The following is a 20,163-nucleotide window of genomic DNA, read 5'->3' as shown; positions in this document are numbered from 1 at the left end:
CATGAAACGATTAGAATCTTGTCAGCTCTGTGAACCGTTTTGAAAACACAATAACATTGTTTTGTTATTTATAGATTTTTTCAATTGGATACATTATAATGAGATTTGAATTAGGAGGGGTCACAATGAACGAATTTGAAAAAGATGTACAAACGAAAACTAACGATGTGATTGACTCTGGTATCGGATTTGTCGTTTCTTTCGTTTTCTTTGCAGCGATCTTTGTTGTTGCTCAAGTGGTAGATTTTTTCACTATGTAATGGACTTATTCCAAAGAGGCAGCCTGAATGAAAATTCGGACTGCCTCTTTTACATTTTTCCAACTATCCATTCACCCTTTTTCACTGTTACTCGTATTGTACCCATATCTGCTGTAGAAAGCGTCCATAAACCATAATGTTGAAACCGATTCATCACTTCTTCGTGAGGATGTCCATAACGATTATCAATACCTGCAGAAAATATCGTTAAACTCGGCATCGTTTCCCGTATAAAGACTTCCGAACTTGACGTTTTACTTCCATGATGACCTGCTTTTAATACCGTAATCTCCTTAATCTCTTCTTCAAACTTCCTGATCAGATCTTCTTCCCCTTCTGTTTCCAAATCCCCAGTGAACAGAGCCTTAAACTCTTGAGATTCTAAAAGCAATACGAGTGAATCATTGTTACCTTCGTAAATGTGATCAGATGGAGACAAGTACTTGAAGCTATATTCTCCCAATGTCCAATAGCTTCCCTCTTTTACTTCCATGATAGGAATATTCCGTTTTAAGGCGAAACGGGTCAATTCTTGTAGGACACCGAAATCGGTAGTACCAGGTGAAATATGAATTTCTTTCACTTGAGTCTCCTCAATTATTTCATCGGCTCCTTCTGCATGGTCCGCATCAGCATGTGAAATAATGAGTCGATCGACTGTATGAATTCCTCTTCCCTTTAAATAAGGAACCACCACTTGACGTCCGACTTCATAAGATGAGTTTCTTTCCCTCCATCCTTCCTGCCCGAATCTGACTACTCCACCTGTGTCAATGATATATACCGCTTGCCTGTATGGCATTTCGATTACGATACTATCACCTTGTCCTACATCAAGGTACGTTATATAAAGGGAACGATCAGTATAAGGTAAAAGCTGAATCATAAGTAACGGAATTACTAAAAATACAAAGCCCTTCCTATACTCTTTTTTTTCGAATTGCACGAAGCAAACGGAAACCCCTATAAAAGATAGAATCAGTAGAGGAATTGTCGGCTTGCCCGGGTTCCACATTTGATAGGGAATTTGGGCTAATTGACGGATCAAGTCCGCTAAAAGTCCCCTTGCCGGAGTGTAAAAATAGAAGAGCCAATCCGAAAAAAAGCCCGGCAATAATGTCGAACAAAGAAGCAAAATATTAGCTGGTAAGATGATAAAAGAAAAGAGTGGAACAAAAAGTAAATTCAAGATGAACGAAGAGAGTGAGAGTTCATAGAAGTGAAAGAGTAAAAGTGGAAGAACCATGAGTTGACAGATGAATGTGATAAGCAGAGAAGATGTCAAATATGATTTATTCTTCAAAATGGAAGCAGAAAATATTAATGAAAAAGCGGCAGCGTAGGAAAGCTGAAATCCGATTTGATACACGACTGATGGTTTGACTAACACAAAAAGAAACATACTAATCGAAATTGCATCATCGAGACCTATCCACCATCGGAACTGGGAAGCGAGTAAAATCAGTTCGATCGTAGTGACTGCCCGCCAAATCGAAGGAGCTCCGCCTGCAAGAAGAGCATAAAGTGGTAAGCCTACTATTATTAGTAAGCGTACAGTCTCTTTCCTAAAACCTACTCTGAATAATACCCCATATACAAAAAACGTTATCAATCCGATATGAAGGCCAGAAATGGCGAATAAATGAGTAATACCTAATACTTGATAGGCGCGCTCATCAATCTGTTCGATATTTGCCCGTTGCCCGATGATTAAAGCTTCTGCCTCAGCAACTAAGGTATCCGGAAATGTACGCTGGATATGCATTTGGAGTCCGTGCCTATAGTCTGCCATCCTTGTTGACAATCCCTCTTCTACTCCAGTAAAGTCCATAGTTTGGATGTCGATTGCAGCTGCGGCACCTTGACTTGTTAAATATTTCTCCATATTAAACGAATACTGATGTGCAGGTCTCGTTGAGTCACTAAATTCAGCATTCACTTTAAAATTCATGCCACTTAGTGACATTTCACCGTACTTATTTTTTTCATCTTCATCTTTAAACTGATAAACCGCATAATACTTCACACCATCACGTGACTTAACAAAACCACGAAGTCGATCGCCATCTATCCGGTATTGATCGGTCCATACAATTTCAAATACTTGATCAGGTATAACTTGTTCATGGGTTGATTTAAAAAATATAAAGGTAATGAAACATAACAAGATGCTAAAACATGCTATAACAAGAGATTCTCTCCGAATGATGAAGAGAGGGATCAGTAGGAGTGAGCAAAATGGAAGCCATGCCGGCCCCTCCACTGCAAAAGCGGATAAAAGAACCGGAATGGCAAAATATATGGCTTTATTGCGAAAATTTATGATTTGAATAGCTCGTTCACCTTCAATTCATAAGTGGCCAGTTCTTCTTGTCCTGCCCCATTCTCGCGGAGTTTCATTAATAAATCTTCTACTAAAGAAAGCTTTTCTTCTTTTTGGAAATCCACGTCGCTGGTAAAAGGAACCTTCATCACTTTAACGCCTGATTGAGCAAGTAATTCTAATGCATATGTATGGTTCTTGTAGTCTTCTGCGTAATAGATGGTTTTAATTCCTGCTTGGATAATTGCTTTTGTGCACTGTAAGCATGGGAAATGTGTAACATAAAGCTCTGCATCATTTGTAGAAGTCCCATATTTAGCACATTGTAACAGTGCATTCATCTCAGCGTGAATTGTGCGTACACAATGGTTGTCTACTACATAGCAGCCAAGATCGATGCAATGGTCCCCACCTGAAATAGAACCGTTATACCCCGCAGCAATGATCCGCTTGTCCCTAACGATAGCAGCACCGACTGCCAATCTGGTACATGTGCTTCTCATTGCGAGTAAATGGCTTTGTGCCATAAAAAATTGATGCCAAGTAATACGCTCCATATGATGACCTCCCTATTTCTGTTTCTATTAGTGTAGTCGTAGTTCTATTTGGGCGTCAACGCCTTCTGTATTATTTAATTTTGATCTGATCCTCAAGTTGTTCATATGTTTTGTCACCGATACCCGTGACCTTTTTCAAATCTTCTGGTGAAGTGAATAAACCATTTTCTTCCCGAAAAGAAACGATTGCTTTTGCTTTTGAGGGACCAATACCAGGAAGTGATGTCAACATTGTTTCATCGGCTGTATTGATATTAATTTTACCGTCATCCGCTTCAGGCATGAACAGTTGGACAGCAGCAACCGTTTCTTCCCCTTTATAAGGAATATAGATTGCCATTTCATCGCTTAAGATTTGAGCATGATTAATAGAACTCGCATCACTTTCAGGCAAGTGTCCTCCTGCGATTTCAATGGCATCAATCATTCTGGAGCCTGCTGGAAGTTCATAGACACCTGGGTACTTTACCATACCTTTGACATCGACCATAATTTTCTGTTGTACCTCTTCAGTTGACGGCTGGTTGTTTTCTTCTATAAGTGATGAGTGATCAAAAGTGGAAGACGTTGGTTGAATAATTTCGCCTTCACTGCTGGAAGACATGTCGGAGATGGGGAAAATGAAAAGCAGAATAAGTCCAAAAGCCATAATGGGGATTAAAAGCTTCCGAACATTTTTGAATTGCCATGAACTGAACAGTTCAATCCATCCTTTCGATAGGAGGCAAATCATATAGAGCTGACTCTACTATATATGATTTGCCATAACTTTGAAAGGCTTACTTTACTGCATGAATGAAAATCCGTTCACTGTTTGGCTCTGGGGATGTACGATCCCAATCAGCGGTTACAGTAACTTCCGAGAACCCCGCTTCATTCAACCATTGCACATAGTGATTGAATGGGAAAGTTCTCTGGTAATGGCTCTCTTCAAATCGTTCATAAAGGCCGTTTGCCTGTTTGATAAAAAACGTTAAGTCATGATATACGGAATGAGGCTCTTCCCCTTCTTCAGTAAACCAAATATAAGAAAGTTCTTCATGATCGTATACAAATGGCCCGTCTAAAAATAAGTGATCCGTCTTATATTCGGAGTGAACATCAAAAAAGAGACACCCACCAGTCCTGAGTGCTTCATATACCAGTTTGAATGTTCCTTTGACTTCCTCTTGCTCTTTTAAGTAGTTAAGGGAATCAATCGCAATTACCGCAATATCAAAATCCGAAAATCCTTCAAGCTCATGCATGGACTGAGCAACAAGTGGAATATCCACTTTCTCAGCCATGAATCGCTCTTGCGCTACTGATAGCATTTCTTCTGATAGATCGGTCCCTGTTACTTCATAACCTGCTTCATGGAACAGCAAAGAAAGTGTTCCGGTACCACAGCCGATATCAAGTAATTGAGGATGGCTTTGTACAGGAGCACTTCCTTTGATCCACTCTACGTACTCCTCATATGGGATATCGGTCATCAACCGATCATACACATGAGCGAAACGTTGATAGGTCATGATTCCTGACCGATTGAAAGATTTTCCGAAGGCGCATCGCCCCATAAACGTTCCAAATTGTAATAAGCACGTTCGTCGCGATGGAATACGTGGGCTACTACATCGCCAAGGTCTACAAGTACCCATCGTGCAGCATCAAATCCTTCGAGTCTTTTCACATCATGCCCAGCCTCGCTCGCCTGATCAGCAATTTCTTTTGCAATCGTCTGTACTTGCCGATCGGAGTTTGCATGGCAGATCAGAAAATAATCCGCAAGCAATGATACACCTTTCATATTGAGGACTACAATGTCCTCTGCTTTCTTATCGTCTGCCGCTTTATAAACGACTTCAAGTAATGTTGGATTCGTCATTCATCACTTTTCCCTTCTTTTATCAATTCGTTATAACAATCCAGCGTTAATGGGTAAATACGAGCGGTTTTTTCCACTAAAAATGCAATCGAATGTCTTACGCATGCAAGCATGCCTTCATTAAGGTCTTCAAAAGCCTTTTCCCTTAATTCCTCTACACCGGTAAAGGTTCGGGATGGTTCTATTAAATCCGCCATATAAATAATTTTCTCAAGATCACTCATACCTGCACGGCCAGTCGTATGATACGTAATGGCATTTAAAATATCTTCATCTTCTACACCATATTCATGTTTGGCTACATAGGCACCTGCAGGAGCATGCCATAACTCACTATGAAACGTGAGTACAAGTGGATTTACGCCAGATTTCAGCACTACAGATTCAAGCCAGTCATCCTCCGCAAACTTCACCACATCATGAAATACTGCTGCAACCTCCGCCTTATCCTCTGGAATGCCATAGTGTTCAGCCAGTCTCCTCGACATTGCGACTACACCCAATATATGGTGATACCTTCGTTCTGGCATACGTTCTTTTAACGATTGCAGAACCTCATCAATTGCTACCATATAAACACTCCTCTCGGATATAGTGTTCCACCTTTTCAGGAATAAGAAACTTGACGGTTTTTCCCTCTACAAAACGGTTTCGGATTAGAGTCGAGGACAAGTCAATTAATGGAATATCAACTTTTGTAACCGGATATTCAGTTTCACCCGTAGAGCCTATACGTCCAACACCTACGAAGTTCACGAATTGTATAAGATCTTCAATTCTGTACCACGTTTTTAAAGAATCAATACTGTCACCGCCGATAATGAAAAAGAAATCCACATCCGGCTCTTCAGCTTTCAATTCCACCATTGTGTCATACGTATACGATTTTCCTCCGCGTGAAATTTCTGCAGTTTCCAGTAGAAAGTAGGGAGTATCCTCAATAGCTAAACGAGTCATTTCCAGTCGGTGACTGAGTTCGGCGTCCCCTGCTTTTTCTTTGTGAGGCGGAACCGCATTCGGCATAAACCTAATTTCATCAAGTTTCAATGCATCAAATACCTCATTAGCAATGATCAAATGGCCGTTATGAGGAGGATTAAACGTTCCTCCCAAGATTCCGACCTTTTTCATTTAGCATCACGCCTTTGCTTTTGGAAGGATGATTTTCTTATTATTAACCGATTCTTTATAAAGTACAATCGTACTACCGATCAGTTGGACCAAATCTGCTCCTGTGCCTTCCGCCAATGCAGTAGCCACTTCTTTTTTATCATCATCATTATTTTGTAAAATGCTTACTTTAAGAAGCTCGCGTGCTTCCAGCGCTTCTTCGATCTGTTTAATCATCGCCTGGTTCACCCCGCCTTTTCCTACTTGGAAAATTGGCTGAAGATGATGAGCTTCACTACGTAAAAAACTTTTTTGTTTACCTGTTAACATACTTTCCTCCTAAATGTTCCGTCACTTTTTGCTTCATTGATAATGTATCTGGTTCGATACCAGTCCAATAATTGAATGCTATGGCGCCTTGGTGGACAAACATCCCAATTCCGCTTATCGTCCTTCCCCCTTTTTCAGAAGCAATTTTTAGAAAGGGGGTTTCAAGTGGATTATAAACAATGTCTGCCGCAATACAGTCGCTCCGCATACGCTCCATTGATAATGGCAACTTCGCTTGATCGGTTTTCATGCCAGCCGATGTCGTTTGAATAATAATGTGGAATTGAGAAAGACGAATTTCTGCTTCTTGCAGGGAAAGTGCCTCACCTCGACCAATTTCATCAATTAACAAACTTGCTTTTTCGATTGTCCGGTTGGCAATTGTAATATGCTCATACCCGCTTTCGCTTAAAGCGTGCACAATCCCTCTTGCAGCACCTCCAGCACCAATCACTAATATTGAACTTTGTTTTTCGTTTAGTCCAATTTCTTCCTCTAAAGAACGGACGAAACCGAGTCCATCCGTGTTATAGCCAATCAATTCGTCCTTTTCATTCCGAACAACGGTATTGACAGCACCCATTTTGGAAGCCATTGGGTCCAGCCCGTCCAAAAATGGAATGATTGACGTTTTATGAGGAATGGTTACATTCCACCCGGATGCTCCTAACAGCCGTAAAGATTCAACAGCGGTACCAAGACGTTCAGTAGAAACCCGAATCGGCAAATAAGTTGCATCGAGATGGTTTTCTCGAAACCATTGGTCATGCATGAATGGTGAAAGCGAATGGGAAATCGGGTCACCTATAACTCCGAACCATTTTTTCACATTCCTCTCCTCCTATATAAGGGATGGACGGATCATCACTTCGACGCCTTTTGGTACATAAGCTGCCACAACGACATCCGGATGCTGAACAGTTATCCAGCCAAGCCCTGAAAAGACAATATCCGTCTTTGGTTCTTTTATGGAAAATTCTCTTCTAACTAAAGGAGGGAGACGATCGATTGAATCGCCCGATGGCGGAGTTAATAAGCCTCCTTTATGCTGCTCGTATAATGCATCAGCATTTTCCAGCTTAGTTCTGTGAATCTCGATTTCATTCGAAATATGAACGGTGAAAGAAGATCGGTCACCTTTAATGAAGTCGAATCGTGCTAATGCTCCTAAATAGAGCGTCTGTTCACAATTCAACTGAAATACCTTTGGCTTGATTTCTTTTTTTGGCGTGATTTTCTTTAAATCTTTCTCACTAATATAGTGAGCCATTTGGTGATGATTAATGATTCCAGGTGTGTCAAACAAAGCTTGACCATCTTCAAGCGGAATTTCGATTAAATCTAATGTAGTTCCCGGAAAATAAGAGGTCGTAATCACATCATTTTCACCGGTTGCCTGCTTTATGATCCGGTTAATGAATGTGGATTTTCCGACATTGGTACAACCGACGACAAATACATCTTGACCGTTTCGATACTCATCAAGTGAATCCATTACTTCTTCCAGGCCAATTCCTTTATAAGCACTCACAAGTTTTACATCGATCGGTTTTAACCCGAGTTTTTTCGATTCAGCTTGCAGCCAATTAATCACTTTATTCTTATTCACCGATTTAGGGAGAAGATCAACTTTATTCGCCACTAATAGTATTGGATTTTTCCCAACAAACCGTTGGAGTCCAGGAATCCAACTTCCGTTAAAGTCGAAAATATCAACAATCTTGACAATTAGCCCTTTCCTTTGCCCTAAGCCGTTCAGTATTCTTAAGAAATCATCATCTGTCAAAGGAACAGGCTGCAACTCGTTATAATTTTTCAGTCGAAAGCAGCGCTGGCAGATAATATCTTCTTTATTAAGTGATGATTCCGGTGCATACCCCGGTTGTGTAGGGTCTTCTGTCTGGATTGAAGAGCCGCAGCCGATGCAAACATATTTTTCGTTCAAGCTTCTTCCTCCCATGTCAATAAGCCTTTTTGTTTAAAATGCTTCATGATTCTCCGTTCGATTCTCCTGTTAAAGCGTGTGAAAAAACCATCCGATGAAGCAACAGGTACGACAAGTATTGTATGAAAACCGTTCCGATTCCCGCCAAAAATGTCGGTCAATAACTGATCCCCGATTACGACAACCTGTTCTTTTTTTACATCCATCATTTTTAACGCTCTTCTGAATGCTCTTCCCATCGGTTTCCGTGCTTGAAAGATAAAAGGAATCCCCAATGGATCGGCAAATGATTTAACTCTCAATTCCTTATTATTAGATACTATAGTTACCTGTATGCCAGCCTCTTTCATCTGTTGCAGCCATGTGGCCAACTTAGGTGTCGCATCCGGCCTGTCCCATTCGACAAGCGTATTGTCCAAATCGGTAATAATTCCTTTGATGCCATTATCTTTTAAATAGTCAGGAGTGATATGATACACATTTTTCACATATTCACTCGGCATGAACTTATTTAGCAAACGATTCACTCCGTTACTCTAAAATTCTTTCATGATTATACCATAAACCCTATGCGTTCTCCCATTTTGACTGGTTCTCCAGATCTGATCCCATCAAGTTTAAAGGATCCCTTTTCAAATAGGAGGACAACAGTTGATCCAAATGAGAAATATCCAATACTTTCTCCTTTTCCCCATACCTGTTCCGTATGGGTCATATGAATTGAATTTACAAACATAGCACCAACTTTTATAACAGCACATTTTCTTCCGTTTTCCATCGTTAACTCATTAATCAACCGATAATTTCCACTTATAGGTGATTTCCCATAAGTTAACCCGGTCCGATTAACCGGATACGATTTGTTACCGAGTATGTATTGGCGATCTACTGTCGCATTGACTGGACTATGGATCCAGTGGTAGTTGGCCGGACTTAAATACAAAACAAGAAAAGTACCACCCTTATAACGCTGGGCAGCTTCCAAGGAGCCCATCAAACTGCTGACAGAATACTCCTTACCTTTTACAAAGAATTTTTCTCCCTTTTCAATTTCTCCTGTCGTTTCGAGAAATCCATCCACAGGTGAAACGATTGTATTATACTCCCGGTCAATCGGTCGCGCGTTGTCACTCAACTCACGGATAAAAAAATCATGAAGCGAAGAAAATGGACGTTCGGTTGAAACCTCCTCCATGTCGATTCCGTATACTTTAATATAACTTGGAATCAAATAACGGCTTATGCCCGATGAAGAAAATTTTTTCAAAAGCATGGATGACCATTTCCCATTCGTAAGTTCAATCAGCAGTTGATAGGTTTTTTCTTTCATTTTTTACCACCATTTTCTAAATGTTCGTGACGGAAATAGCACGACAAAGTATAATGAATTAATATGATTTTTGTAAAGGAGTGTTTCCATTGTATCTACTTGATCGTGTCGATCAGTCCATCCGAAAGATGAAAAGTAATGCCGCCAATATCATGACAATTGGTAATTTATCGTTCGGCGGTGCAGCTATTATTTCTACATTAAATGAAAATTATAGTTATAGCGTCCTCTTCATTTTCATTGCTGCTTTTTTGGATCGTCTTGATGGAATGGTTGCAAGGAAGTTCGGAACTGAATCCGAGCTTGGAAAACAACTTGATTCCATGAGTGATATCATTTCATTCGGCATGGCACCAGCAATTTTAATATATACCCTTATTCTAAATGATTTTGGCACATTAGGTGCAGGTTTCACCATAATTTATATCGCATCGGGCGCGTTCCGGCTTGCCAGGTTCAATATTACTGAATCAGACGGCTATTTCACTGGTCTCCCGATTACCGTCGCAGGTACGCTGTTGACGTTCACGTACTTTTTCATCCAATTTGTACCGTCATCCTTTTATCTTCTCATCACCATACTTCTATCGTTCCTAATGATCAGCACATTCAAATTAAGGAAGGTATAAAAGACCGCAACCGCGGTCTTTTTTTCATATTTCCGAGTTATCCGGCATATAGTGACAATAAACGACATCGGAGGTGTTTTCCATTAGTGGTTTTGTCACTGCACTGCTGCAGCTTTGGTTCGACTTCCCTGCAGTGATTGGATACTTGAAAGGGCAGGCCTTTCACCGGCCGCTCTCCCCAAAGGAAGAAGCCGAATGCTTACAGCGTCTTGCTGAAGGCGATGAAGATGCAAGGCACGAATTGATTGAACGGAATATGCGTTTGGTTGCGCATATCGTAAAAAAATTCCATCCGAAACATGAACAGCTCGATGATTACATTTCCATCGGAACAATCGGGCTAATGAAAGCTGTCGGTAGCTACACACCTGATAAGAAAACACGTCTTGCCACTTATGCAGCACGATGTATTGAAAATGAAATCCTTATGCACCTTCGCTCACAGAAAAAAGTTCAAAAGGATGTTTCCCTTTACGAACCGATTGGAGTCGATAAAGATGGACATTCTCTTCAAATCACGGACTTATTACAAACGGATGAAGAAACTGCATTAGAAAGTATCGAACAAAAGGAAAGGTTTCAGCGACTCTACCATCACTTAGGAAAATTGGATGCACGTGAATTGGAAATCATCCAGCGTCGATACGGCTTACTTGATGATCAACCGATGACGCAAAAAGAAATTGCAGAACAACTCAATATATCGAGAAGTTACGTGTCCCGGATTGAAAAAAGAGCACTTGTTAAACTGTATCAGCTGTTCAAACATGAAAAAAACTCCTTCGAAGCCTCAGCGTTCGAAAGAGCTTTAAGAGAATAGCATTACTCAGACCGAAGTTCATTCATCATAATCAGTCCGATGATTCCAGTAACTACAATCGCAGCACCCGTAATCCACAGCATACTTAACCCTCCTTGTCATACTCTTTTAATCCATTCTATTCCAAATGTTACCATACCCATTACTTATAACTTCTCAATCACCTTTAGAACAATCTCGGTTGAATGCTTAGCGGCGAGTGGAAGAAATTCATCGAAGCTAATATTCGATTCCTTTCCGGCAATATCAGATAATGCCCGGATCACAACGAACGGAATCCCAAACTGATGACAGACTTGTGCAACAGCTGCAGCTTCCATTTCCGATGCTTTCATAGCTGGGAATTGTAACCGGACTTTTTCAACCCTGTCCGGATCATTCATGAAGGAATCTCCTGTTGCGATGAGTCCGACGCCATATGTATGTTCATCCATTTCCTCAACTGTTTCCTTCGCTAAAGAAATGAGCCTCTCGTCAGCTTTAAATGCAGGAGGTAGTTGAGGTACCTGACCCATTTCATAACCGAAAATCGTGACGTCTACGTCATGATGACGTACTTCGTCAGAAATGACTACTGAACCTACTTCCAATGATTCGTCGAAACCACCGGCTGAACCAATATTCAACACCACTTCCGGCTTGAACTGGTTTAACAATAACGTAGTTGACATAGCTGCATTAACCTTACCAATCCCACTTTTCAGCAGAATGATCTCATGACCTAAATACGTTCCTGTTGTAAATTCACAGTTTGCAATCTCGGTTACCTTTGGAGTTTCCAATTGACTGCGAAGTAGTTCCACTTCTTCCTCCATTGCTCCGATAATCCCTATTTTCATGATGCTACACACCTTTCCGACTCACTATGTTTAAATTATCGGAGCCTGCGGGTGATGTCAATCATTACAATCAAAAAGGCTGCTTCACCGCCAAAAAGGCAAAGGCAGAAGCAGCCACATCTATTAAGATTTTACATCTTCTAATGTATTCAAAACATCCACTCTTTCAGGTTTCCAACCTTCCTGATCCACCCATTGGAGATATACACGGTACTTTTCTTTCTTGTCCTTGGAAGATACCGTACCAATCGATTTTTGAGGGCTTCCTCCATTACCAAGGAACCAGACAATCATATTGTCTTGCGCTAAGCCGGTAGCATAAGATAAGGCTTGTTCCTTTTCAGCCCAATCTACAGACTCCCTGTCGTAACTGGAGACATGCTCACCCGATTGGGACGTTCCAATCGGTTGCCATGACGGGTTCGAAATAGTCTTTTCAACAATCGGATCATCTGATGGCTGTTCAACAGCTTGTGTATCATCTGGCAGTGTTACGGTTTCAGAGGTTTCTGCCTCTTCAGTATCTTGTCCGTCTTGTTGTTCTTCCCCGGAAGTGTCGCCATCGGATGATGTTTCTGTGGAGACGTCTTCAGTTGGTTGCTCATCATTTCCTTCAGGATCTTCAGTTTCATCCGAAATTCCTGTATCGACCTTTTCAGTGTCTGAAACAGTTGCTTGGTCATCTGGTTCATCCCCGCCATCCACAAATATAAAAGCAACGGTGACGATGATTAATAAAAGAACAATACCAATCAGGATATTCAAGATTTTATTTGTACGGTTCCCTCTGTTTGATCTACGGGACCTTTGAGTGTATTTGGACATACCCATCTCCTCCCTTTTGTTTAGCATATCAAAAGTTGACTGTTATGAATATGACGTTTACGTTATGGTTATGTTTCAATTCTTAAAATCAAGGTCTCAAATTATCTACTAAAAAAGCAGCCGATCCGGCTGCTTTTTCATTACTTGATGGAGACGATTTTAACGTCCATTTCCCCGCCTGGTGTAAGTACTTTCACTTGTTCACCTACAGCCTTACCTAATAGGCTCCTTGCAATCGGAGAATCGTTTGAGATTAAACCTTCGAATGGATCCGCTTCTGCAGAACCAACAATTGTATAAGTCTCTTCGTCGCCGTCCGGAATTTCTACAAATGTGACAGTTTTCCCGATTTGAACGACGTCATTATCTAATTCACCTTCAATGATTACAGCATTTCGAATCATGGATTCAAGTGTAGAAATTCTTCCTTCCACAAATGCTTGATCTTCTTTTGCTGAATCATATTCCGAGTTCTCAGAGAGATCGCCGAAGCTGCGTGCAATTTTGATCCGTTCAACTACCTCTTTACGTTTAACCGTTTTCAGGAATTCCAATTCTTCTTCAAGTTTTTTCTTTCCCGCTTCGGTCATAGGAAATTTCTTTTCATTTGACATTGATGACAACTCCTTCAGTTACTAACAATAATAAAAATACTATGCCGCGTTGCCGAGGGCTATGCGACATAGTTTGGTAGATATTTGGCTAATTCTTTTCCATCATATTACACAACGTCTTCAGATTCAAGAATTGTTTTAATTTTTGTTACCATTAAGTCAATCGCTACTTCATTGTGCCCACCTTCTGGGATAATGATGTCTGCATAGCGTTTTGTTGGTTCGATGAACTGATTATGCATCGGGCGGACAACACTTAAATACTGATCGATTACCGAATCGATTGTGCGGCCACGTTCATTAATATCACGTTGAATCCTTCGAATGATCCGTAAATCCGCATCCGTATCAACGAACAGCTTAATATCCATTAAATCACGGAGCCTGGCATCTTCTAAAACTAAAATACCTTCAAGAATGATGACATCTTTCGGTTCGATTGTAATTGTTTCAGAAGACCTCGTATGGAGGGCATAATCGTATACCGGCTTTTCGACCGGACAATGTTTTAGTAATTCATTGATATGCTTGATAAGTAAATCCGTGTCGAAGGCAAGCGGGTGATCGTAGTTCGTTTCCAGACGTTCTTCGAATTTCAGATGAGATTGGTCCTTATAATAATAATCCTGCTCAATGACGACAACCGAATGATCTTTGAACACATTATAAATTGAATTCGTAACACTTGTCTTTCCTGAGCCGGACCCGCCTGCAATCCCAATAACTAAAGGTCTTCGATTTGTCATAAACTATCCTTCCTCATTCCATTAATTCTGCGGTATTCTCTATTTTTTTGTACATATCAACAGTCCATCTCCTACAGGCAAGAGTGCGGAGTGATAGTCTGGATGATCCAAGATCCATTGGGTAAAGTCCTTGAGTTTACGGATCATTGTCCGATTCTTTCTTGGAATATCATTTACATCCTTTACAGCCATCCCATGCATATACATATTATCACAGTAGATTGCCCCATCCTCGGATAATAAAGGTGCATATAGGTCAAAAAATCTCCTGTATTGTCCTTTAGCAGCGTCTATAAAGATGGCATCAAATTGCTGAAAGATCAATTGATCTTGTTTAACTTCCAAAGCATCTCCTTCTATCAGATAGATGCGTTCCTGGTAATCCGAAGTTGCAATGTATTCTCTCGCTTTTTCTGCACGTTCCGGATCTCGTTCTATTGTGACGATGGAGGAGCAAGGTAAAGCTTCTGCCATTCGGATTGCCGAATAACCGATTGCTGAACCTACCTCTAATATTTTTTCGGGTTTGTGCACTCTTAGTATTTGGAGAAGTCCTTCAATGCCAGGTAGCTGCATAATTGGCACACGGTGTTCTTCTGCGTATCGTTCCATCTCCATAACCAAAGGACTCCTCGGAAGTATGAAGGATTGAATATATTGATCATCCATTTTGGTCTTCACGCCTTATGTCGAATTATAAAAAACCATGAATTATGATAGCACATTCATACTTGGAAAGCGAATCGAAGTGAATTCATATCAAAAACAAGAGCCCAGTTCTCCTGGACTCTTGTGCAAAAATTTGTTATTCCCCTCGATGTTCTGCAATGTTTTTCAAATGTTCTTCGTAGGTTTCGGCAAAATGGTTATTGCCTTCATGATCTGCCAAGAAGAATAAATAATTCGTATCGGTCGGATCTAAGACGGCTTCAATCGAAGACTTTCCTGCGTTGGCAATCGGACCTGGAGGGAGGCCGGTAATCACATACGTATTATATGGATTATCAACTTCAAGGTCATCATACAGCACACGATCCTTATGTTCACCTAAAGCATAAAGAACAGTTGGATCCGTTTGAAGAGGCATGCCCTCCTCCAAACGGTTATAAAATACGCTCGCTATCGTTTGACGATCTGTTGATTGGGTCGCTTCCTCTTCAAGCAGGGAGGCGAAAGTCAAGAGCCAGTGCACCGATTTCCCTTCCTCTGCCAAGATTTCTGTGTACGGGTTAACATTATTTGCAGTAGCCGTCAACATTTCCTCAACAATGGATTTTAAGCTCGGCTTTTCCTCATAGAATGCATACGTAGCTGGGAATAAATAGCCTTCCAAATCGTATCTAATATTTTCCCCTTTAATCTCTTCTGTTAAAATGTCAGGGAATTTTACCATTAATTCATCGATATAGGCTTCATCTGTAACTAATTCCATAAATTCGTCAGCGCTGTACGCCGTGTTCTTTTCAATGACATTCGCTATTTGGTCCAATGTCAAACCTTCAGGTACAGTCATTTTGAATACCGGTTCACGGTAAACCTTTCCAGTTTTTAAACTCTGGATGATTTCATCGAGCGTCATCGATTTAGTCAACGCATAGGAGCCGGCTTGGAAATTCGTCTCATTATTAAACTTGACATAGTATTTAAAAATTCGATCATCATTGATAATTCCATTGTTCTCTAAGACACTCGCTATCGTATCTAAACTCGATCCGATCGGTATTTCGACATCTACAGTTTCTTCGGATTCAGGGTCTACCGGCTGTAAAGCCTTCTCTACATAATTATAAATGGAAACCCCTGCAATGCCTCCGCCAATTACCAAAATCAGTACGATAATCAATACAATCCGGCGGACAACTTTAACTTCTTGTTTTTTCTCTTTCATCCTATTAAACATAATCTCTTTTTTCGTCTCTTTGTCCATCGGGTTTCCCCCTTTAACTCATTCCCACACATTATACACGAAAGTTCGACAAAAGAAAAAGAGAGAAGGCAATGCCTCCTCTCTTCTTATTTTTTATTCTTCGTCTTCCTCTTCTTCGTCAAGGAATGTATTTAGCATCTCTTCGATCATTGCCCATTCCTCGTCTGTTTCAATCGGCATCAATTCTCCATCTTCGCCTTCGTCACTTGGAATGAAAGCTGAAGCATGGATTTCGATTTCTTCCTCTTCGTTCTCGTCCGCTCCGATTGGATAGTAAAGTACGTAAGATTTTCCGAAGTCTTCTGATTCAAACGTGAATAGCACTTCGCAAAGCTGTTCGTTTCCGTTATCGTCTACTACTGTAATGTGTTGATGTCCACCGTGTTCCATACATTCTCACCTCATATTATTTTTGCTATCAAGATAGCCTTGCAGTATCATGACTGCTGCCATCTTGTCGATCACTAATTTCCGTTTTTTCCTGCTTACATCCGCTTCAATCAGCATCCTCTCGGCCGCCATCGTTGTAAGCCGCTCATCCCATAAGGTTACCGGGAGGGAAAATGTCTCACGGAGCAGGTCGGCATAGCGTTCAGAGGCTTCGCCTCTTGGGCCGACCGTGTTATTCATGTTTTTCGGATAACCGACGACAAAGGAAGACACTTCATATTGTGTCACCAACTCGGTAATTCTATGAATGCCATATTCCTCTTTTTCTTCGTCAATCCGGACGGTTTCCAAGCCTTGCGCTGTCCAGCCCAAGGCGTCACTGATGGCGATTCCGACCGTCTTGGAACCGACATCAAGACCCATTATTCTCATGCTCAAGCCTCGTTATTTTTCTTGATGTAGTATTTCACAAGCTCTTCAAGAATTTCATCTCTCTCCAGCTTGCGAATCATATTACGTGCATCCTGATGCCGAGGGATATAAGCCGGGTCGCCGGAAAGAAGATAGCCGACAATTTGATTGATAGGATTATATCCCTTTTCTTCAAGCGCCTGATGGACGTGAAGCATTACCGTCTTCACCTCATTCTCCATCGATTCTTCCGGAAAGTTAAATTTCATCGTTTGGTCGAACGAGCTCATGATCAGCACCCCGCTTCCTGTTACAGGCAAACTTAGCCATTGCCCGTCTCCACTCATTATAACTGAATGCACCCGTCAGTTAAATGGATTTGACATAATCATACACAGAATGTAATGCTTCTTCAAGTTTTAAAGGATTTTTTGCACCGGCCATTGCCATATCCGGACGGCCGCCGCCTTTCCCGTCACATTGTTCTGCAACAAATTTCACGATGTTCCCTGCATGATATTTTCCGCCGCTAAGATCCTTTGTCACTCCTGCAATAAGCATTACCTTTTCACCGTCAGCTGCACCTAATACGATGACACCCGAAGTGATTTTCTGCTTCAGGTCATCCATCATTTGGCGAAGCTGATTGTTATCCTTCGCATTAACTTTTGCCGATAATACAGTCACATCTCCCACTTGCTGTACCGCGGACATAATTGAAGCCGCTTCATTATTCGCCATTTTAGCGGATAACGATTCATTATCCTTTTGTAGAGATTTCATGTCAGCTTGCAACGACACAATTTTTGAAACGATATCCTTTGGATTGGATTTCAGGTAGGAAGCAGCTTCTTCAAGAATCTTTTCCTCATCCTTGGCAGCTAAGAAAGCACCTTTACCTGTTAATGCTTCAATACGCCGTGTACCAGCTCCTATGCCGCCTTCAGATACGATTTTGAATTGTCCGATCTGCGAGGTATTGCCAACATGCAAACCACCACAAAGTTCAAGAGAATAGTCGCCAATTGAAACTACACGGACAACATCACCGTATTTTTCTCCGAATAAAGCCATTGCGCCCATTTGTTTGGCTTCTTCCAGTCCACGATGAGCTATATCTACCTGAAGCTCTTCCCAGATTTTTTCGTTAACCTGACGCTCAATCTGTTCTAATTCTTCTTTCGTTACTTGTCCGAAATGTGTAAAGTCAAAACGTAAACGGTCTGGACCAACATAAGAACCGGCTTGGTTTACATGGCCGCCAAGTGTATCTTTTAGTGCTTGATGCAGCAAATGGGTTGCAGTATGGTTCTTTGTTGTCAAACTTCTTCTCTTCTCGTCGACTAATGAAACTGCTGGACTGTTAACCTTCATTTCCCCTGAAGTTACTACCACGGTGTGTAGGTTTTGTCCATTAGGCGCTTTTTGTACATCCTTTACAAATGCTTGGAAGGTATCGCTTTGAATCGACCCTTCATCTGCAATTTGACCTCCGCTTTCCGCGTAGAATGGTGTTACATCAAGGATGACCTTCACTTCATCGCCTTCATGTGCCAAATCTGCCAGTTGTCCATCCTTCAAAATAGCAAGTACCGTAGAGTTGGTTTCATTTGTCTCATATCCAGCGAAGCTGCTCTGTACTTTCAAATTAGACAATACTTCGGATTGGACTTGCATTGAATCGACATTTTGTCGTGCAGCTCTTGCACGCTCACGCTGATCTTGCATTTCCGACTCGAAGCCTTCATGGTCAATTGTCATGCCTGATTCCTCGGCATACTCTTCTGTCAGTTCAACCGGGAATCCGTAAGTATCGTACAAACGGAATACGTCTTTGCCAGGAATGACTGATTGGCCAGACTTACGTTGCTGTTCCATTACATCCGTTAGAATCGCTAATCCGTCATTTAAGGTTTCATGGAAACGGTCTTCCTCTGTTTTAATGACTCGCATGATGAAATCTTTTTTAGCTGAAACTTCCGGATAGTAATCTTCCATGATTTCACCGACAACTGGGACAAGTTCATACATGAACGGTTTTTCAATTCCTAATTGTTTTGCATATCGGACTGCACGGCGCAGCAAGCGGCGAAGTACATAACCACGTCCTTCGTTAGATGGAAGTGCTCCATCACCTATAGCGAATGCAACAGTCCGGATATGGTCTGCGATTACTTTGAATGCTACATCATCTTGATTATTTTTCCGGTAGCCTTTGCCTGAAATAGACTCGATTGCACGGATAATCGGCATGAAGAGATCGGTGTCAAAGTTTGTTGGAACGTCCTGGACAACTGATGTGATACGCTCAAGTCCCATGCCAGTATCTATATTCTGCTTAGGCAGCGGCGTATACGTATTGTCCGGATTATGATTGAATTGGGAAAATACCAAGTTCCAGATTTCTAAATAACGCTCGTTTTCTCCACCTGCATACATTTCCGGATCTTCCGGATCATTTCCATACGCCTCTCCGCGATCATAGAAGATTTCGGAGTTCGGCCCACTTGGACCTTCCCCTATATCCCAAAAATTCCCTTCAAGACGAATGATACGTTCTTCCGGAATACCGATTTCATCCCGCCAAATGTGATATGCTTCCTCATCTTCAGGATGAATCGTCACGGACAGTTTGTCTGGATCAAATCCGATCCATTTCTTGTCGGTTAAAAATTCCCAAGCCCAATGGATGGATTCTTTCTTGAAGTAATCCCCGATGGAAAAGTTCCCTAACATTTCAAAGAACGTATGGTGTCGAGCTGTCTTTCCGACGTTCTCGATATCGTTAGTTCGGATTGCTTTTTGGGAATTGACGATACGCGGATTGTCAGGAATTACACGTCCGTCAAAATACTTCTTGAGTGTTGCAACACCACTATTGATCCACAACAAAGACGGATCGTTGATAGGTACTAATGGTGCGCTTGGTTCAACATCATGCCCCTTTTCTTTAAAGAAATCGATATACATTTTTCTGATCTGCGCTGCTGTTAGCATGCTCATTTTTGGTTCCTCCTTAAGATTATTGTGGTTAAGGCAAATAAAAAAATCCCTCATCCCATAAAAGGGACGAAGGATTTATATGCTTCGCGGTACCACCCTAGTTGCAATAGTTGACTATTGCCACTCGAAACGCCTTAACGCGGCGAACGGCAGGGATTAGCTGCACTCAGGAGTAGCTTTCAGAACAGACTCTCCGGAAGTCCTTCCAGCCAAGGGACTTCTCTCTTTACGGTTAAC

At 41.4% G+C, this 20,163-nt stretch carries 24 protein-coding genes, 1 pseudogene and 1 other annotated feature (1 of these 26 only partly in view); of the genes and pseudogenes, 3 read left to right on the top strand and 22 right to left on the bottom strand.

Going from position 1 to position 20,163, the window contains the following annotated elements:
* The first annotated feature begins 125 nt into the window (after positions 1–125).
* On the top strand, positions 126–260 hold the full coding sequence (locus tag ACFOZY_RS11600) for a YqzM family protein (protein ID WP_378155589.1): 135 nt from the start codon (positions 126–128) through the stop codon (positions 258–260).
* 49 nt (positions 261–309) lie between these two features.
* Here the strand turns inward: ACFOZY_RS11600 and ACFOZY_RS11595 are convergent, their stop codons facing one another.
* The 12 genes and pseudogenes from ACFOZY_RS11595 to ACFOZY_RS11540 form a co-directional block, all read right to left on the bottom strand.
* Complete coding sequence (locus tag ACFOZY_RS11595) at positions 310–2,427, bottom strand: DNA internalization-related competence protein ComEC/Rec2 (RefSeq protein ID WP_378155587.1); 2,118 nt, start codon at positions 2,425–2,427, stop codon at positions 310–312.
* Positions 2,428–2,722: 295 nt separating this feature from the next.
* Positions 2,723–3,140 (bottom strand): annotated as a pseudogene (locus ACFOZY_RS11590) (ComE operon protein 2); the annotation flags it as partial.
* A 70-nt stretch (positions 3,141–3,210) separates the two neighbouring features.
* Positions 3,211–3,789: a helix-hairpin-helix domain-containing protein gene (locus ACFOZY_RS11585; protein WP_378155585.1), complete on the bottom strand. Its 579-nt coding sequence runs from the start codon at positions 3,787–3,789 to the stop codon at positions 3,211–3,213.
* Positions 3,790–3,919: 130 nt separating this feature from the next.
* Positions 3,920–4,654 carry a class I SAM-dependent DNA methyltransferase gene (locus tag ACFOZY_RS11580; protein ID WP_378155583.1) on the bottom strand — a complete coding sequence of 245 codons (735 nt, stop codon included), beginning with the start codon at positions 4,652–4,654 and terminating at the stop codon, positions 3,920–3,922.
* Complete coding sequence (gene rsfS, locus ACFOZY_RS11575) at positions 4,651–5,007, bottom strand: ribosome silencing factor (RefSeq protein ID WP_378155581.1); 357 nt, start codon at positions 5,005–5,007, stop codon at positions 4,651–4,653. Before rsfS ends, ACFOZY_RS11580 begins: the two co-directional genes overlap by 4 nt.
* Positions 5,004–5,579, bottom strand: coding sequence for a bis(5'-nucleosyl)-tetraphosphatase (symmetrical) YqeK (gene yqeK / locus ACFOZY_RS11570; protein ID WP_378155579.1), 576 nt, complete (start codon positions 5,577–5,579; stop codon positions 5,004–5,006). The genes rsfS and yqeK overlap by 4 nt, the downstream gene beginning before the upstream one ends.
* Positions 5,566–6,138: a nicotinate-nucleotide adenylyltransferase gene (locus ACFOZY_RS11565; RefSeq protein WP_378155576.1), complete on the bottom strand. Its 573-nt coding sequence runs from the start codon at positions 6,136–6,138 to the stop codon at positions 5,566–5,568. The genes yqeK and ACFOZY_RS11565 overlap by 14 nt, the downstream gene beginning before the upstream one ends.
* A 6-nt stretch (positions 6,139–6,144) precedes the next feature.
* Entirely contained in the window at positions 6,145–6,447 is a 303-nt protein-coding gene (gene yhbY, locus ACFOZY_RS11560; RefSeq protein WP_378155574.1) for a ribosome assembly RNA-binding protein YhbY, read from the bottom strand.
* Positions 6,434–7,276, bottom strand: coding sequence for a shikimate dehydrogenase (gene aroE / locus ACFOZY_RS11555; protein ID WP_378155571.1), 843 nt, complete (start codon positions 7,274–7,276; stop codon positions 6,434–6,436). The genes yhbY and aroE overlap by 14 nt, the downstream gene beginning before the upstream one ends.
* 12 nt (positions 7,277–7,288) lie before the next feature.
* A complete protein-coding gene (yqeH, locus tag ACFOZY_RS11550; protein ID WP_378155569.1) occupies positions 7,289–8,392 on the bottom strand; it encodes a ribosome biogenesis GTPase YqeH in 1,104 nt (367 codons plus the stop codon).
* Positions 8,389–8,919 carry a YqeG family HAD IIIA-type phosphatase gene (locus tag ACFOZY_RS11545; RefSeq protein ID WP_378155567.1) on the bottom strand — a complete coding sequence of 177 codons (531 nt, stop codon included), beginning with the start codon at positions 8,917–8,919 and terminating at the stop codon, positions 8,389–8,391. The genes yqeH and ACFOZY_RS11545 overlap by 4 nt, the downstream gene beginning before the upstream one ends.
* Positions 8,920–8,945: 26 nt before the next feature.
* On the bottom strand, positions 8,946–9,722 hold the full coding sequence (locus ACFOZY_RS11540; protein ID WP_378155565.1) for a phosphatidylserine decarboxylase: 777 nt from the start codon (positions 9,720–9,722) through the stop codon (positions 8,946–8,948).
* A gap of 89 nt (positions 9,723–9,811) precedes the next feature.
* Between ACFOZY_RS11540 and pssA the strand changes: the two genes are divergently transcribed.
* Together pssA and sigK are read left to right on the top strand one after the other, a co-directional pair.
* Positions 9,812–10,351, top strand: a complete 540-nt coding sequence (gene pssA / locus ACFOZY_RS11535; RefSeq protein ID WP_378155563.1) for a CDP-diacylglycerol--serine O-phosphatidyltransferase — start codon at positions 9,812–9,814, stop codon at positions 10,349–10,351.
* Between the two features lie 73 nt (positions 10,352–10,424).
* On the top strand, positions 10,425–11,171 hold the full coding sequence (gene sigK / locus ACFOZY_RS11530; RefSeq protein WP_378155561.1) for an RNA polymerase sporulation sigma factor SigK: 747 nt from the start codon (positions 10,425–10,427) through the stop codon (positions 11,169–11,171).
* A 146-nt stretch (positions 11,172–11,317) separates the two neighbouring features.
* Here the strand turns inward: sigK and mtnN are convergent, their stop codons facing one another.
* The 10 genes from mtnN to alaS form a co-directional block, all read right to left on the bottom strand.
* On the bottom strand, positions 11,318–12,010 hold the full coding sequence (mtnN, locus tag ACFOZY_RS11525) for a 5'-methylthioadenosine/S-adenosylhomocysteine nucleosidase (protein ID WP_378155559.1): 693 nt from the start codon (positions 12,008–12,010) through the stop codon (positions 11,318–11,320).
* Between the two features lie 123 nt (positions 12,011–12,133).
* Positions 12,134–12,835, bottom strand: coding sequence for a YrrS family protein (locus tag ACFOZY_RS11520; RefSeq protein ID WP_378155557.1), 702 nt, complete (start codon positions 12,833–12,835; stop codon positions 12,134–12,136).
* Positions 12,836–12,975: 140 nt separating this feature from the next.
* A complete protein-coding gene (gene greA / locus ACFOZY_RS11515; RefSeq protein WP_378155555.1) occupies positions 12,976–13,449 on the bottom strand; it encodes a transcription elongation factor GreA in 474 nt (157 codons plus the stop codon).
* A 107-nt stretch (positions 13,450–13,556) separates the two neighbouring features.
* Complete coding sequence (gene udk / locus ACFOZY_RS11510; protein ID WP_378155553.1) at positions 13,557–14,195, bottom strand: uridine kinase; 639 nt, start codon at positions 14,193–14,195, stop codon at positions 13,557–13,559.
* Positions 14,196–14,234: 39 nt separating this feature from the next.
* Complete coding sequence (locus tag ACFOZY_RS11505) at positions 14,235–14,813, bottom strand: O-methyltransferase (RefSeq protein WP_378155551.1); 579 nt, start codon at positions 14,811–14,813, stop codon at positions 14,235–14,237.
* Between the two features lie 187 nt (positions 14,814–15,000).
* Entirely contained in the window at positions 15,001–16,122 is a 1,122-nt protein-coding gene (gene mltG, locus ACFOZY_RS11500; protein WP_378155549.1) for an endolytic transglycosylase MltG, read from the bottom strand.
* 93 nt (positions 16,123–16,215) lie between these two features.
* On the bottom strand, positions 16,216–16,512 hold the full coding sequence (locus tag ACFOZY_RS11495) for a DUF1292 domain-containing protein (protein WP_378155547.1): 297 nt from the start codon (positions 16,510–16,512) through the stop codon (positions 16,216–16,218).
* A 6-nt stretch (positions 16,513–16,518) separates the two neighbouring features.
* Complete coding sequence (gene ruvX / locus ACFOZY_RS11490; RefSeq protein WP_378155545.1) at positions 16,519–16,944, bottom strand: Holliday junction resolvase RuvX; 426 nt, start codon at positions 16,942–16,944, stop codon at positions 16,519–16,521.
* Between the two features lie 2 nt (positions 16,945–16,946).
* The gene (locus tag ACFOZY_RS11485; RefSeq protein ID WP_378156138.1) at positions 16,947–17,213 is read right to left on the bottom strand and encodes an IreB family regulatory phosphoprotein; all 267 of its coding nucleotides are present in this window, start codon (positions 17,211–17,213) and stop codon (positions 16,947–16,949) included.
* A 79-nt stretch (positions 17,214–17,292) separates the two neighbouring features.
* Entirely contained in the window at positions 17,293–19,926 is a 2,634-nt protein-coding gene (alaS, locus tag ACFOZY_RS11480) for an alanine--tRNA ligase (RefSeq protein ID WP_378155543.1), read from the bottom strand.
* 59 nt (positions 19,927–19,985) lie between these two features.
* Positions 19,986–20,163, bottom strand: a binding site (T-box leader) (it continues 31 nt past the right edge of the window).

Source organism: Chungangia koreensis (genome assembly GCF_042651785.1).
GTDB classification, from domain to species: domain Bacteria; phylum Bacillota; class Bacilli; order Bacillales_A; family Planococcaceae; genus Chungangia; species Chungangia koreensis.
This window is presented reverse-complemented; position numbering and strand designations above follow the sequence as displayed.

Bases quoted from the DNA above. Each gene is read 5' to 3' on its own strand.
- ACFOZY_RS11600 (WP_378155589.1), top strand. From the start codon at position 126: ATGAACGAATTTGAAAAAGATGTACAAACGAAAACTAACGATGTGATT.
- ACFOZY_RS11585 (WP_378155585.1), bottom strand. From the start codon at position 3,789: ATGGCTTTTGGACTTATTCTGCTTTTCATTTTCCCCATCTCCGACATG.
- ACFOZY_RS11580 (WP_378155583.1), bottom strand. From the start codon at position 4,654: ATGACCTATCAACGTTTCGCTCATGTGTATGATCGGTTGATGACCGAT.
- rsfS (WP_378155581.1), bottom strand. From the start codon at position 5,007: ATGACGAATCCAACATTACTTGAAGTCGTTTATAAAGCGGCAGACGAT.
- yqeK (WP_378155579.1), bottom strand. From the start codon at position 5,579: ATGGTAGCAATTGATGAGGTTCTGCAATCGTTAAAAGAACGTATGCCA.
- ACFOZY_RS11565 (WP_378155576.1), bottom strand. From the start codon at position 6,138: ATGAAAAAGGTCGGAATCTTGGGAGGAACGTTTAATCCTCCTCATAAC.
- yhbY (WP_378155574.1), bottom strand. From the start codon at position 6,447: ATGTTAACAGGTAAACAAAAAAGTTTTTTACGTAGTGAAGCTCATCAT.
- ACFOZY_RS11540 (WP_378155565.1), bottom strand. From the start codon at position 9,722: ATGAAAGAAAAAACCTATCAACTGCTGATTGAACTTACGAATGGGAAA.
- mtnN (WP_378155559.1), bottom strand. From the start codon at position 12,010: ATGAAAATAGGGATTATCGGAGCAATGGAGGAAGAAGTGGAACTACTT.
- ACFOZY_RS11520 (WP_378155557.1), bottom strand. From the start codon at position 12,835: ATGTCCAAATACACTCAAAGGTCCCGTAGATCAAACAGAGGGAACCGT.
- greA (WP_378155555.1), bottom strand. From the start codon at position 13,449: ATGTCAAATGAAAAGAAATTTCCTATGACCGAAGCGGGAAAGAAAAAA.
- udk (WP_378155553.1), bottom strand. From the start codon at position 14,195: ATGACAAATCGAAGACCTTTAGTTATTGGGATTGCAGGCGGGTCCGGC.
- ACFOZY_RS11505 (WP_378155551.1), bottom strand. From the start codon at position 14,813: ATGGAGATGGAACGATACGCAGAAGAACACCGTGTGCCAATTATGCAG.
- mltG (WP_378155549.1), bottom strand. From the start codon at position 16,122: ATGGACAAAGAGACGAAAAAAGAGATTATGTTTAATAGGATGAAAGAG.
- ACFOZY_RS11495 (WP_378155547.1), bottom strand. From the start codon at position 16,512: ATGGAACACGGTGGACATCAACACATTACAGTAGTAGACGATAACGGA.
- ruvX (WP_378155545.1), bottom strand. From the start codon at position 16,944: ATGAGAATAATGGGTCTTGATGTCGGTTCCAAGACGGTCGGAATCGCC.
- ACFOZY_RS11485 (WP_378156138.1), bottom strand. From the start codon at position 17,213: ATGAGCTCGTTCGACCAAACGATGAAATTTAACTTTCCGGAAGAATCG.
- alaS (WP_378155543.1), bottom strand. From the start codon at position 19,926: ATGAGCATGCTAACAGCAGCGCAGATCAGAAAAATGTATATCGATTTC.